This window comes from uncultured Maribacter sp., from assembly GCF_947496775.1.
Classification (GTDB): Bacteria; Bacteroidota; Bacteroidia; order Flavobacteriales; family Flavobacteriaceae; genus Maribacter_B.
In genome coordinates this window covers 184,138-197,611 of the sequence record NZ_CANMDU010000008.1, presented here as the reverse complement: position 1 = coordinate 197,611, position 13,474 = coordinate 184,138, and the positions used below count along the sequence as shown (strand labels likewise).

11 protein-coding genes are annotated in these 13,474 nt (G+C 33.9%); 5 read left to right on the top strand and 6 right to left on the bottom strand.

The window, feature by feature from the left end:
* Positions 1-35: 35 nt before the first annotated feature.
* From Q0856_RS13660 to Q0856_RS13635, 6 genes are all read right to left on the bottom strand, one after another.
* Positions 36-1,733 (bottom strand): OstA-like protein, encoded by a 1,698-nt coding sequence (locus Q0856_RS13660; protein WP_298505927.1) that lies wholly within the window; start codon positions 1,731-1,733, stop codon positions 36-38.
* A 113-nt stretch (positions 1,734-1,846) separates the two neighbouring features.
* Entirely contained in the window at positions 1,847-3,118 is a 1,272-nt protein-coding gene (locus tag Q0856_RS13655; protein ID WP_298505924.1) for an adenylosuccinate synthase, read from the bottom strand.
* Positions 3,119-3,130: 12 nt separating this feature from the next.
* Positions 3,131-3,586 carry a transcriptional repressor gene (locus Q0856_RS13650; protein ID WP_298480375.1) on the bottom strand — a complete coding sequence of 152 codons (456 nt, stop codon included), beginning with the start codon at positions 3,584-3,586 and terminating at the stop codon, positions 3,131-3,133.
* A 52-nt stretch (positions 3,587-3,638) separates the two neighbouring features.
* Entirely contained in the window at positions 3,639-5,843 is a 2,205-nt protein-coding gene (locus Q0856_RS13645; protein ID WP_298480377.1) for a RelA/SpoT family protein, read from the bottom strand.
* 44 nt (positions 5,844-5,887) lie between these two features.
* The gene (locus Q0856_RS13640; protein ID WP_298505921.1) at positions 5,888-7,120 is read right to left on the bottom strand and encodes a M48 family metallopeptidase; all 1,233 of its coding nucleotides are present in this window, start codon (positions 7,118-7,120) and stop codon (positions 5,888-5,890) included.
* Positions 7,121-7,150: 30 nt separating this feature from the next.
* Positions 7,151-7,954 carry an RNA methyltransferase gene (locus Q0856_RS13635; protein ID WP_298480380.1) on the bottom strand — a complete coding sequence of 268 codons (804 nt, stop codon included), beginning with the start codon at positions 7,952-7,954 and terminating at the stop codon, positions 7,151-7,153.
* A gap of 62 nt (positions 7,955-8,016) precedes the next feature.
* On the opposite strand from Q0856_RS13635, the gene Q0856_RS13630 reads away from it, so the two are divergent.
* The 5 genes from Q0856_RS13630 to Q0856_RS13610 all read left to right on the top strand — a co-directional run bounded on the left by Q0856_RS13630 (position 8,017) and on the right by Q0856_RS13610 (position 13,472).
* Positions 8,017-8,823 carry a DUF6503 family protein gene (locus Q0856_RS13630; RefSeq protein WP_298505917.1) on the top strand — a complete coding sequence of 269 codons (807 nt, stop codon included), beginning with the start codon at positions 8,017-8,019 and terminating at the stop codon, positions 8,821-8,823.
* A 147-nt stretch (positions 8,824-8,970) separates the two neighbouring features.
* Complete coding sequence (locus Q0856_RS13625) at positions 8,971-9,432, top strand: (2Fe-2S)-binding protein (RefSeq protein WP_298480384.1); 462 nt, start codon at positions 8,971-8,973, stop codon at positions 9,430-9,432.
* Between the two features lie 17 nt (positions 9,433-9,449).
* Positions 9,450-11,666 carry a molybdopterin cofactor-binding domain-containing protein gene (locus Q0856_RS13620; RefSeq protein ID WP_298505914.1) on the top strand — a complete coding sequence of 739 codons (2,217 nt, stop codon included), beginning with the start codon at positions 9,450-9,452 and terminating at the stop codon, positions 11,664-11,666.
* A gap of 133 nt (positions 11,667-11,799) precedes the next feature.
* Positions 11,800-12,402: a molybdenum cofactor guanylyltransferase gene (locus tag Q0856_RS13615; RefSeq protein ID WP_298505912.1), complete on the top strand. Its 603-nt coding sequence runs from the start codon at positions 11,800-11,802 to the stop codon at positions 12,400-12,402.
* Positions 12,399-13,472 (top strand): HesA/MoeB/ThiF family protein, encoded by a 1,074-nt coding sequence (locus Q0856_RS13610; protein ID WP_298505910.1) that lies wholly within the window; start codon positions 12,399-12,401, stop codon positions 13,470-13,472. Before Q0856_RS13615 ends, Q0856_RS13610 begins: the two co-directional genes overlap by 4 nt.
* Positions 13,473-13,474 lie beyond the last annotated feature (2 nt).

The following is a 13,474-nucleotide window of genomic DNA, read 5'->3' as shown; positions in this document are numbered from 1 at the left end:
GTTCAAAAGAGATAAGTGTAAAGACTAAGAAACTATTATTCATTTTTAGCTTTTGATTGTTTCTTTGGTTTTGTTGCTTTGTTGTTAGAAGGAGGTATTTTATTTACGGGATCACCTTCGTTTTTTCTTCGTTCCTCTTCTTCAGCATCAATATCTATTGGGTTATCTATACCACGAATAATAGCTAACTCTAAATTGTTATCATCTTCATCAAAAATGTCCTCTTTGGTTAAAATTCGTTCGTCACCTCTCCAAATGAAACCTTTTAGAATTCGGCTATTTTCTGGAAGTTCGGCATCTGGGAAAATAGTGCCATCAGGGTTTGTTGTAAATGTTAAATCCTCTACATCATTATTGGCCATGGTAATTCTAATAGCACTGCAAATAGTTTTATTAATACCGATGAACTCATCATCATCATTATACATGTAATAAATGACTTCTGTGTTTTTTATAAGATCAATTATTTTTAGCTCATTTTCTTCAAATTTACCAAACAAGTCTTTTCCTTTTGCTTGATTAAATCCTGTTTTTCCTATAGTGTCTTGAGAGATAATAAAAGCATTATTAAGTACTTTTAGAGAGTCTAACTTTTCGGTTTTAAGATTAGAAATTAAATGAATACTATCTCCGGTCATTTGGTTTTCTCCGTTCCAAAGAATAGGATTTCGTACAAGTTGAGTTATACCGGTTTTTTGCTCAGAATGAATAGAATCACATTTTCCGCTAAGGTCTTTTTTATAAAATTTAGCATTTCTAAACGCTCTTAAAATACGCTCTTCTGGTTTGCCGGTAATCATAAGAGTGTCTCCATGCATGTATAAAGAGTCTTTTTCCATAACGCTGATGGAAACTGCTCTTTTTGTTGCAAATAGAGAATCTTTTGCCTTATAAACTTCCGCATAATGTGCTCTAATTAGTCCGTGATTAATAGTATCCGTGACTACTATGTTGTTGGTAGCCGAAGCGAACTCTAAGGCTTTGTTAAAATAAACGCTATCTCCTTGAATAATTCTGTCATTATAATCTATTCTGGTATTTTTAATACCGTATCCCGTTTCTATTTTAGTGTCGTAAAATCCACGTTCGCAATATATTTTATACGATTCTCCAATAATAGTGGAGGGGCCATACATATACGCATTTTTAGAAGTGGTGTAGTAATCTAATTGTTCCGAATCTAATGTATATTGAGGGTTTTGAACATGTACACTATCTAAAAATTGGTATTTTTTGGCTTCCATAAAATACTTTCCAATTTCGCTTGTAAGTGTATTGGCAGAATCTATTACGGTACCAAAATCTTGATAATAAGCTTCTTGTTTTTCTCTATCTAAACGAAGAGTGTCCGTTCTTAGAGTCATGTCTGTATTTTCTAGAAGTACATTTTCGTAGGCTTTTGCAAGTTTTAAATTTCCATCATACTCTATTTTACCACTTGTCATTTTTACAGAATCGCCTTGTTGTAGACGAATGTTTCCTATGGCTTTGAGCTTATTTTCATGTTGATAGAAAATAGCAATATCGCACCATAGGTCGGCTCCTTGGTGTTCAAATTGTACTTGCTTTTCGTCTTTGCTAAATATAGAAGCTCCAGGATATTTAACTTCGTTTTTAGTGAAATTAGCGCCGTAAACTATATTAATTTGTTTGCTGGCTTCTTTGAGTTCGTCTTGCGCCCATATAAAAGAGGAGCTAAGAATAAAAAGTAAAATGTATGGTAGCTTTTGCAATCCTAAAAAATTTTATTCAAAAATAGGATTTTTTAAACGAGGTTTAACACCTTTATGATAGATTTAATACCAATACAAAATAAAAAGAGCCACTCGAAAGTGGCTCCCTTGTATTATCTTAATATTGTTTGCGTTCGGTCGGGGCCAACGGAAACAATTTTAATAGGAATCTCTAATTCTTTTTCTAAAAAAGCTATATAGTCATTAAGAGCCTTAGGAAATTCTTCTGGGCTTCTCATTGTGGTTAGATCTTGTGACCATCCATCCATTTCAGTATATATAGGTGTAACATTCTCTGCCTCGATATTAAAAGGCAAGTGTGTAATTTCTTCTCCTTTGTAATTGTATGCAGTACATACCTTTAGTTTAGGAAAGCCACTAAGAACGTCTCCTTTCATCATCATAAGTTCTGTAACACCATTTACTTGTACAGCGTATTTTAAAGCGACTAAATCTAACCAGCCACAACGTCTGGGTCTTCCTGTTGTTGCTCCAAATTCGTTACCAACTCTTCCCATTGTTTCTCCGTCAGTATCAAATAATTCGGTAGGGAAGGGGCCACTACCAACACGGGTAGTATAGGCTTTAAATATCCCAAATACACCACCGATTTGGTTCGGTGCTACACCTAATCCAGTACAAGCTCCAGCTGCAGTAGTATTAGAGGATGTAACAAAAGGATAGGTTCCAAAATCAATATCTAATAAAGAACCTTGCGCTCCTTCTGCTAAAATTTTCTTTCCTTCTTTTTGTGCTCTGTAAAGATATTCTTCGCTATCAATGAAAGTAAGTTTCTTTAATTCTTCAACAGCTTTAAAAAAGGCAGTTTCTAATTCCGGTAAATCATACTGAATATCTACATCATAAAAACCAATCATAGCTTCGTGTTTGTTAGCTAAAGAACGGTATTTTTCTTTCCAGTCAGTCAATTCTAAATCTCCGATACGCATGCCATTTCTACCGGTTTTATCCATGTAAGTTGGGCCAATTCCTTTTAAAGTAGAGCCAATTTTTGCCTTACCTTTTGCAGCTTCAGAAGCGGCATCTAATAATCTATGAGTCGGTAAAATTAAATGTGCTTTTCTCGAGATTAGAAGTTTAGAAATAAAATCAATATCAAATTTACCTAAAGCATCTAGCTCTTTTTGAAAAATAACAGGATCTATTACAACGCCGTTACCAACAACATTCATTGCTGTTTTATGAAATATTCCAGATGGAATGGTATGTAAAACATGTTTAATTCCATCAAATTCTAATGTGTGACCCGCGTTAGGTCCTCCTTGAAATCTTGCGATTATATCATAATCTTTGGTTAGTACATCAACGATTTTTCCTTTTCCTTCGTCTCCCCACTGTAGTCCTAACAATAAATCTACTGCCATTTAATTAATTGGTTAGTTGTTTGCGTTATTTTTTTTGTTTTTTGTGCCGTAAAAGTATAATGAGTGGTTATTGATTGTAATATCAAAAACTTCCTCGATAGTTTTTTTTATAGATTGAATTCTAGGGTCGCAAAATTCCATTACGTCTCCGGTATCGGTTAAAATAACGTGGTCGTGTTGACGGTCGAAATAAGATTTCTCGTATTGCGCCTGGTTTTTGCCAAATTGATGTTTCCTAACCAATTTACAATCTAATAGTAATTCAATAGTATTGTAAAGGGTAGCCCTACTAACTCGGTAGTTCTTATTTTTCATGTTAATATAGAGTGATTCTATATCAAAATGTTCTTCACTATCGTAAATTTCTTGGAGTATTGCGTAACGTTCCGGTGTCTTTCGGTGGCCGTTTTCCTCTAGGAAGGCGGTAAAAACGTTTTTTACAATGTCTTGGTTCTTGTTCTGAGCCATAATTTGTTACAGCATTAATGTGCAAATGTACAGTTAAATTTTGATACAATTTCTATACTCTTGTCACTTTATCAATACCGTTGATTTGTTTTAGATTCGTTATTAATTTTTTAAGAATAGCATTGTTTTTTACAACAACAGTAATTTTTCCTTTAAATGTACCCCCGTCCGTGCTAAAACTTAGATTACGAATATTTACGTGCATATTTTTAGAAATCATTTCTGTAATCTGGCTTACCAGTCCAAGATTGTCAATACCTGTAAGGGTAATTTCTGATTTAAATTCTTCTTGAGAGGAATCTACCCATTTGGCAGTTATAATCCTGTAAGCATAATGAGATTGTAAAGAAATGGCATTAGGGCAATTCTTTTTGTGCACTTTAATACCTTCGGAAACACTGACAAAACCAAATACAGGGTCTCCAGGAATTGGATTACAACATTGCGATAAAGTATAATCTAGTTTTTCTTCTTCTTTGCCAAAAACAAGAACATCGTATTTGGATGTAATTTCTTCTTTGTTAATATTTTCGGGAGCAGTATTTCTTCTAATTTTATTTTTAAAGAAGCTAATAAAGGCATTGTTATAGGAAGAAGCGAACTCTTTGACCATTTGATTGTCAATTGCGCCAATTCCTATTCTATAAAATAAATCTAAACTAGTTTTTAATTTAAAGAAGGTTACCATTTTGTTAATGGTATCTTCATTTAAATTAATTTTTTGAGATTTTAGTTTACGTCTAAGAATCTCTTTACCTTCTAAGGCCATTGCTTTTTTCTCTTCTCTTAACGAAGATTTTATTTTTGCTCTGGCTCTAGCAGTGGTGGCATAGTCTAACCAATTTTGGTTGGGTTTAGCTTGTTCCGAAGTAATTATTTCTACTTGGTCTCCACTGTTTAGTGTGGTATTTAATGGAACTAGTTTGCCGTTTACTTTAGTTCCACGAGTACGTAAGCCTATTTCGGTATGAATATTAAAAGCAAAATCTAAAGGAGTAGCTCCTTTTGGTAAAGATTTTAGTTCTCCTTGCGGGGTAAAAACAAATATTTCTTTAGAATATAGGTTAAGTTTAAACTCTTCAACAAAATCTACAGCATTAGTATTAGCATTTTCTAAAGCTTCTTGCAGTCGATTTAACCAAACTTCAATACCTTGTTCTTTTTGCGCTCCATGTTTATATTTAAAATGAGCGGCATATCCTTTTTCTGCAATTTCATGCATGCGGTCACTTCTGATCTGAACTTCTACCCAACGACCTTTAGGTCCCATTACAGTAATGTGCAAGGCTTCGTATCCTGTAGATTTTGGAGAAGAGATCCAATCTCTTAAACGAACAGGATTAGGGGTAAAGTGATCGGTAACTATAGAATAGATCTTCCATGCCAAGAATTTTTCATTGGCACGGTCCGATTTATAGATAATTCGTATTGCAAACTTGTCATAGATTTCATCAAAAGAAACATTTTGCATTTTCATTTTTCTACGTATAGAAAAAATGGATTTCATGCGGCCTTTGATAGTGTAATTTAACCCTTCTTTTTCTAAAGAGTTATCTATTACTCCAGAAAAGGCATCTATGTATGCTTGGTTATCTTCTTTGGAGTCTTCTATTTCGCTTTTTATATCCTGGTATACATTTGGCTCGGTATACTTTAAACTTAAATCTTCTAGTTCCGTTTTAATATTGTACAGGCCAATTCTATGCGCTAGTGGAGCGTAAATATATAAGGTTTCTGATGCTATTTTAACTTGCTTATGTTCCGGCATAGAGTCCATCGTAAGCATGTTGTGGTACCGGTCCGCAATCTTAATAATAATAACTCTTACATCATCATTAAGAGTTAAAAGCATTTTTCTGAAATTCTCCGCCTGTTGGGAGATATTCATATCTTTTTTTAAATGTGCAATTTTGGTAAGACCATCGACAATACGGGCTACGGTTTCACCAAACATACGATCTATATCATCTAGAGTATATTCAGTATCTTCTACAACATCATGCAATAATGCAGATGCTATAGACACGGCATCGAGTCCAATCTCCGCAGCTACTATTTTTGCAACAGCTATGGGATGAAAAATATAGGCTTCGCCTGATTTTCTGCGTTGATTTTTATGCGCATCTACGGCAATTTCGAATGCAGAACGTATTAGTTTTTTGTCATCATCCGATAAAGTTTGATAGCTAATACGAAGCAACTCTTTATATTGCTTAGCAATTTCTTTATTTTCTTTTTCTATTTCAACCTCTGTCATACTTCATTAAATTTACCACAAACATTATTGGTATACAACAAAAATTATACCTTTAAATTGTGAATACGATTTATTAATGGCGGGTGCGAATAATGCATAAAAACATAAGAAGGATGAGGGGTAAGGTTACTTAAGCTATTTTTAGAAAGTTTCTTGAGTCCGGTTATTAAAGGTTTGGCTTTGTACGTGCTTTTAGCATAATCATCAGCTTGGTATTCAAATTTTCTAGATAAATAATTCATAATGAGTGCCGTAATTTCAGAAATAGGACTATACAAAATTCCAAAACCAATTAAAGCTGCATGAAAACTTGGTTTAGAAACACCAATGGCTAAAGATACCTCTGGGGTATTTATAAATAGAGATAATAGAAAAAGAGTTACTCCTGTTAATAGTATAGAAGCAAAAAGGTTAAAAAGAATATGTTTCTTTTTATAGTGCCCTACTTCATGGGCCAGCACCGCAACAATCTCTTCTTCTTCTAAATCTTTAATTAAAGTATCATAAAGAGTTACTCTTTTTTCTTTGGCAAAACCAGAAAAATAGGCATTTGCCTTTGTGGATCTTTTAGAGCCATCTATTACATAAATATTGTCTAAAGCAAAGCCAACCGTTTCTGCATAATCCTGTATTTTACTTTTTAAGTCCCCTTCTTGTAAGGCTTCTTGCTTATTAAATAATGGAACGATTAACTTACTGTAAAAAAGATTCATAAAAATGGTTACTACCGCTATTATAGACCATACGTAAATCCAAAAATTACTCCCAGCCCATTGAAAGAACCAGATAATTAGAGCAAGTAGACCTCCTCCTAGTATTACCATCATGCACCATCCTTTTATTTTGTCTAAAAGGAAAAGTTTAAAAGTAGATTTGTTAAAGCCAAATTTTTCTTCAATAACAAAGGTTTGGTAATAAGAAAAAGGAGTTGTTATTATATCACTCCCTATTAAAATTATTCCAAAAAATAGTAAAGCTTTTAGAATAGAATTATCCGTTAGTATAGCTATCCATTGATCTACGTAATTAAAACCTCCTAAGGTTAAAAAGCTTAAGGTTAAAAATAAGGAGAAAGTGGAAGAAATTAGTCCAAAACGGTAATTTGTCTTTTTGTATTCTTGAGATTTTTGATATTCCTCTTCGTTAAAAACATCTTCTAGTTCATGTGGGATAGGATCTTGATATCGCTGAGCATTTAAATAATCTAAAAAAGTCTCTATTACGTATTGTACTATTAATATGCTTATGATTATATAAAATAAGTGGTTACTATCCATAGATGGTTTTAGTTAAAGATATATTTTCTGTTATACATACTGACGTTGTCTCTTGGCTTCAAAAATTATAATAGAAGCGGATACGGAAACGTTCATGGAGTCTATTTCTCCTTGCATAGGTATAATTATGTTGTCTTTAGATGCTTGTAGCCAGGTGTCTGTAAGTCCGGTTGCTTCTGTGCCAACCACAATGGCAGATGCTTGTTTGTAGTCTATCGCAGTGTAATTTTTAGAAGCTGTTAGTGCGGCACAATAGATATTTATGTTGTTATTTTTTAAATAGCTTATTATATCTTCTGTACTGGCCATGGCAACAGGAACAGTAAACACGCAACCCACACTAGAGCGTATTATGTTAGGGTTGTATAAATCACTTTTCGGATTAGCAATAATTACACCATCTAAATTAGCAGCATCCGCTGTTCTTAGTAAAGCACCAATATTGCCAGGTTTTTCTGGAGCTTCCGCGATTAAAATTAAAGGGGTTGCATTTTTTAGTCTAAAGTTTTCTAATGAGGTATTTTTAGATGAAACAATAGCAATAGCACCTTCTGTAGTTCCTCTATAAGCGAGCTTTTGGTATACTTCTTTAGAGACAGAAATAGAATTTGAAATAGAACCGAAGGAAGTTTCAATAGTGTTTTCAGGAAGTAAATTGGGTTCAAAAAAGAGAGTGTTAATATTATAGTTCCCCTTAATAGCGAGCTGAATTTCTCTTTTTCCTTCCAAAATAAAAAGGCCTGTTTTTTTTCTTTCTCTAGCCTTGTCTCGTAGTAAAAGTACTTTTTTTACTAAAGGGTTTTGTAAACTACTTAAATGTTTAAATTTACTCATTGACGCAAAAATAATGTAATTCCTAAATTATCATACCGACAACCATAAAAAAACTATATACCATGTCGTACAAATTAAAGTCTTTTTTAGTGTTCTTAATTTTTTTAAACTCTTGTAAAGAGCATTCTGCCGAAAAAGTAAGTTCTTTACAACAGGAAAAGAGTGTTACTTCTTTAAAGGAAAATAGGTATCCAGCTTCTTTAGAAAAAGTGTTTCATGCGCATGGCGGATTAAATTCTTGGAAGGGGTTTAAAACCTTAGAGTATTCTATTTCTAAAGATGATTATAATGAAAAACATACTGTTAGTTTATCTAGTAGAAAAGATATAATTAAAGCGCCGGATTACTCATTGGGTTTTGATGGTGAAAACGTATGGAAATTGGATGTCTTAGGGAATTTTAAAGGGGATGCTGTTTTTTATCATAACCTGTTTTTTTATTTCTACGCAATGCCTTTTGTTTTAGCAGATGAGGGTATTACCTATGCAGAAACTCCAAATTTAGAGTTTAAGGGAGTTAGTTATCCTGGTGTAAAAATTAGTTATGATGTTGGTGTAGGAACCTCTTTTAAAGATAACTATTATTTACACTACCATCCGGAAACTTATAAAATGGAATGGCTTGGGTATACGGTTACATACAGGAGTGGAGAGACGTCTAATAATATTAAATGGATACGTTATAACGATTGGCAGTCCGTAGAAAAGATGATTTTACCCAAATCTATAACTTGGTATAGCTATGAGGGAAGAGAAATACAAGAAGCTAAGAAAACTATGTTGTTTAGTGATGTGAAATTGTATAAAGAAGAATTTTTAATAGATTTTTTCGTAGCTCCTAAAGAAGCTATTTATGTTATGAAAAAATAATTTTTTTAACATAAAAAAAAATGTTAAAATTGGATTGAATGTAAAGCAGAAGCCTATTTTATATATATTTTTAAACCTATAGAAATAGTTATATAAGGTATAGCGTTTTTATCTTAGTTTAATAAATTAATCCAACCCTCATAAAATATGGCAACTTTTAATCTATCAATTAACGGAAAATCACATGCTGTAGAAGCAGATGCAGATACCCCATTATTATGGGCACTTCGAGATCATTTAGAAATGGTCGGAACCAAGTTTGGTTGCGGCATAGGACAATGCGGTGCTTGTACAATTCATATCGATGGTAATGCAACCAGAAGCTGTTTGTTACCTATATCAAGCTTAGAAGGAAAAGAAATTACAACTATAGAAGGACTTTCTACCGATGGTTCGCATCCTGTGCAACAAGCATGGAAAGAGGTAGATGTTCCCCAGTGTGGTTATTGCCAAGCTGGTCAGATTATGACGGCTTCCGCATTTCTAGAAACAAACCCTAAGCCTACAGAAGAAGAAATTAAAGTAGCTATGAACGGTAATATTTGTCGTTGCTCTGCATATAATCGTATACAGAAAGCTGTAGCTATTGCATCTGAAAAAATAGGATAACCCCAAAAAACAAAAAAATGTCAAAACAAAAAACTTCCAATTTTAGTAGAAGAGGATTTTTAAAAGCATCTTCTTTAGCGAGTGGTGGAATGCTTATAGGCTTTAACCTTTTTACAGCATGTAAACCAAAGGCAGAAATGCCAATAGATATATCTAAATTGAATTTTGCCGATTTTAACGCATTTATAAAAATTGCAGAGAATGGCATGGTAACCATTTTTTCTCCAAACCCAGAAATAGGGCAAGGGGTAAAGACTTCAATGCCTATGCTAATAGCTGAGGAACTTAACGTAGAATGGAAAAATGTAGTTGTAGAGCAGGGGGGGTTGGATACTGAAAATTACACAAGACAAGTAGCGGGTGGTAGTCAATCTATTCGTTTTGGTTGGGAAGCATTAAGACAAACAGGAGCTACAGCAAGGCAAATGTTGGTAAATGCAGCAGCAGCGCGTTGGAATGTAGATGCTAAGGAATGTACGGCTAAAGATGGTGTAATTACAAATGCAGCTGGAGAAACACTAGGGTACGGAGATGTTGTGAAAGAAGCAGCTTTACTTGAAGTTCCTGAAAATATAGAACTTAAAGAACCAAAAGATTTCACTATTATAGGCACAGATGCTACAAATGTAGATATTGATAAAATAGTGACAGGACAGCCACTTTTTGGATTAGATTATAAGGAAGATGGAATGGTTTATGCTTCTGTATTAAGACCACCTGCTTTTGGGCAAATATTAGAGTCTTTTGATGCTACTGAGGCAAAAAAAATACAAGGAGTATTAGACGTTATTACTATTGGTGAAAAAGCTAGAAAATTGTTAAATAGTGAAGACCCTGCATGGTCCGTAAAACTATGTAGTAGTGATAAAGTAGTTGTAATAGCAAGCTCTACTTGGGCAGCAATGAAAGGGAAAAAAGCAATAAAAGCGGTTTGGAAAATAGATACCCCTTTAGAGAATTCCGAAAATCATAATAAGGAATTATTAAGTTTATTAGATGGGAAGAAATTTAAAACTATGCGTTCCGATGGAGATGTAAAAAAAGCTTTTGCTCAAGCGGATAAAATAGTAGAGAAGACTTATGAATCTCCTTTTTTACCTCATAATTGTATGGAGCCTATGAATTTCTTTGCAAGTGTAAATGAGGATAAAGTAAGATTGGTAGGGCCTATCCAAACTCCTGAAGCATTAGCGACATCGGTTTCTACTTTATTAGATAGAAAATTAGAAGATATTAGCGTAGAGATGACCCGTATGGGTGGCGGTTTTGGAAGAAGGTTATATGGAGATTTTGCTATGGAAGTGGCCGAAATTTCTGATGTTATAAGGAAACCAGTTAAGATGATTTCTTCTAGAGAGGATGACATGACAACAGGAGTCTACCGTCCGGCAATTAAATATCGTATTAAGGCAAGTATAAAGAACGGAGAAATAACAGGATATCAACTTAAAGAAGCTGCAGTAAATGGTAATATGTACGGTTTAATTCCCAACTTTTTCCCTGCTGGAGCCATTGAAAATTACCAAGTTGATGTTGCTAGTTTAAAAAGTAATATTACCACAGGAGCTTGGCGTGCACCATATACCAACTTTTTATCTTATGCAGAACAAAGTTTTTTAGATGAACTGGCGGAAGTGTTAGAAAAAGACCCTGTTCAAATGCGTTTGGATTTATTGCAAAAAGTAAAAGGCACTAAAGATGAGAAAATTAAATATTCTCCAGAACGTTTAGAGGGAGTAATAAATTTGGCAGTAGAGAAATCGGGCTATAGAACCCCAAAAGAAGGTGTTTATCAAGGTTTTTGTTCATACTATTGTCATAATACGCATGTGGCAGAAGTAGCAGATGTGGTTATGGAAAATAACCAGCCAGTTGTTAAAAGAGTTACTGTTGCTGTTGATTGTGGTATTGTAGTGAATCCTCTTGGCGCAATAAATCAAATTGAAGGTGGTGTTGTAGATGGTGTTGGACATGCAATGTACGGCGATTTTAGTTTTAAGGAAGGGGAGCCAGATAGAAATAATTATGGAGCTTATCGCCTTATTCGTATGAATGAAGCACCTAAAGTGGATACTTATTTTGTAAAGAATGATCTATCACCTACAGGATTAGGGGAACCAACATTGCCACCAGCTGGAGCAGCGGTTTCTATAGCCATTACTAAAGCTACTGGAAATAGAATATACAAACAGCCTTTTATTGATAATATGGCACCTAAAGAAATAATTGGGTAGAGAGATAGAAGGGTAGAGGCAGAAGCTTTACAATTTTTTTTATGAAGAAGCCTTTCTATTTATATAAGTAAACTATCTCGGTGTACTTATATGTCAATTATAGAGTAATATAGAAAAAAGCAGTAGAAGGAAAATGGTTAATGGAGCTAAAATATATGGTCTTGTTCTATCTGGGGGTAAAAGTACTCGGATGGGACAAGATAAAGGTTTGTTGATTTATCATGGTAAACCACAAAGAGAGTATTTGTACGGAATGTTAAATACTGTTTGTGTTAAAACGTTTCTTAGTATTCGTAAGGAACAAGCGTCGGAAATTACACCAAAATTTAAAACGATAGTAGATACTAATGAGTATGATGGTCCTTATAATGGACTTTTGTCCGCTTATAAAAAGTATCCAAATGTTGCCTGGTTGGTTTTAGCTTGCGATTTGCCATTAATGAATGTAGAATCTTTAAAAGAACTTATAGCGGTAAGAAATGTAAAAAAACATCCCTTAGCAACTTCTTTCGCTTTAAAAGAAAACCCGTTGCCAGAGCCTTTGTGCGCTATATGGGAACCAGAAGCCTTAAAACAATCGATAATTTGCCTACAGACTCAGAAAGCAAGTAGTCCTCGCAAATTTTTAATTAAGAATAATGTAGATTTGGTATTTCCTTCCAATGAAGAGGCTTTATTAAATGCCAATTCTATGGAAGATTATAAAGCAGCAATAGGAAAAATTTCTACAGTATGAGTCAGGATAGATATAGTAGGCAATTACAATTAAAAGATTTTGGGGTGTCTGCACAGGCTAAATTATCTGAGGCAAAGGTATTAGTCATTGGTGCTGGCGGTTTAGGAGTACCTGTGCTTACGTATTTAAATGCAATGGGTGTCGGCGAAATAGGAATAGTAGACAAAGATGTTGTTTCTATTACTAATTTACATAGACAAGTTTTGTATGATGAATGTGATGTTGGAAAATCTAAAGTAAAGGTGGCTGTTAGAAAATTAATGGCTCAGAATTCAAATACTAAGATTACAGCGATTGATACTTTTTTAGAGGTTACTAATGCAATAGAAATTATAAAGCCGTATGATTATGTGGTAGACGCTTCGGATAACTTCCCAACAAGGTATTTAGTAAATGATGCGTGTATATTACTTAATAAACCTTTTGTTTATGGAGCTTTGCACGGTTTTGAAGGACAGGTAAGTGTTTTTAACGCAAATGGTGGTCCTACGTATAGATGTTTATTCCCTAACATGCCCAAAGAAGATGAGGTTCCTAACTGTAATGAAAATGGAGTTTTAGGAATTTTACCAGGAATAATTGGTAATTTACAGGCATTAGAAACGGTTAAATTAATTACAGGAATTGGGGATTTATTATCTGGTACATTATTAATTTTTAACGGCTTATCGCAAAGAACACAAAAAATAAAGTTTTCTTTAGTTTCTGAAAATAGTACCCGAAAAAAGTTAGAAACCAGTTACGATTTTCAATGTAATGTGGATTTGTCATCTATAGAGGCAATTGCATTACAGCAGCTACTTGAGGAAGAGGAGATTCAACTTATTGATGTTCGTACAGAAAATGAATTTGAAACGGAGCACTTAATAGGAGCTCTGAATATTCCTTTAGATGAAATAGAAGAAAGGTTGAAAGAGTTACGTATTGTTGGTCCTATTTATTTTATTTGTCAATCTGGTATACGAAGCAAGAAGGCAATTTCTATAGTAAAAACTATTTTTCCAGAAGCAAGCTGTGTTAATGTAAATGGTGGTATGAATAGCCTGAATTCTTTTGCAAATTTTGCGTAAAA

Coding starts and splice junctions, on each gene's coding strand:
- Q0856_RS13620 (WP_298505914.1), top strand. CDS start 9,450: ATGTCAAAACAAAAAACTTCCAATTTTAGTAGAAGAGGATTTTTAAAA.
- Q0856_RS13640 (WP_298505921.1), bottom strand. CDS start 7,120: ATGGATAGTAACCACTTATTTTATATAATCATAAGCATATTAATAGTA.
- Q0856_RS13625 (WP_298480384.1), top strand. CDS start 8,971: ATGGCAACTTTTAATCTATCAATTAACGGAAAATCACATGCTGTAGAA.
- Q0856_RS13645 (WP_298480377.1), bottom strand. CDS start 5,843: ATGACAGAGGTTGAAATAGAAAAAGAAAATAAAGAAATTGCTAAGCAA.
- Q0856_RS13610 (WP_298505910.1), top strand. CDS start 12,399: ATGAGTCAGGATAGATATAGTAGGCAATTACAATTAAAAGATTTTGGG.
- Q0856_RS13630 (WP_298505917.1), top strand. CDS start 8,017: ATGTCGTACAAATTAAAGTCTTTTTTAGTGTTCTTAATTTTTTTAAAC.
- Q0856_RS13650 (WP_298480375.1), bottom strand. CDS start 3,586: ATGGCTCAGAACAAGAACCAAGACATTGTAAAAAACGTTTTTACCGCC.
- Q0856_RS13655 (WP_298505924.1), bottom strand. CDS start 3,118: ATGGCAGTAGATTTATTGTTAGGACTACAGTGGGGAGACGAAGGAAAA.
- Q0856_RS13615 (WP_298505912.1), top strand. CDS start 11,800: ATGGTTAATGGAGCTAAAATATATGGTCTTGTTCTATCTGGGGGTAAA.
- Q0856_RS13635 (WP_298480380.1), bottom strand. CDS start 7,954: ATGAGTAAATTTAAACATTTAAGTAGTTTACAAAACCCTTTAGTAAAA.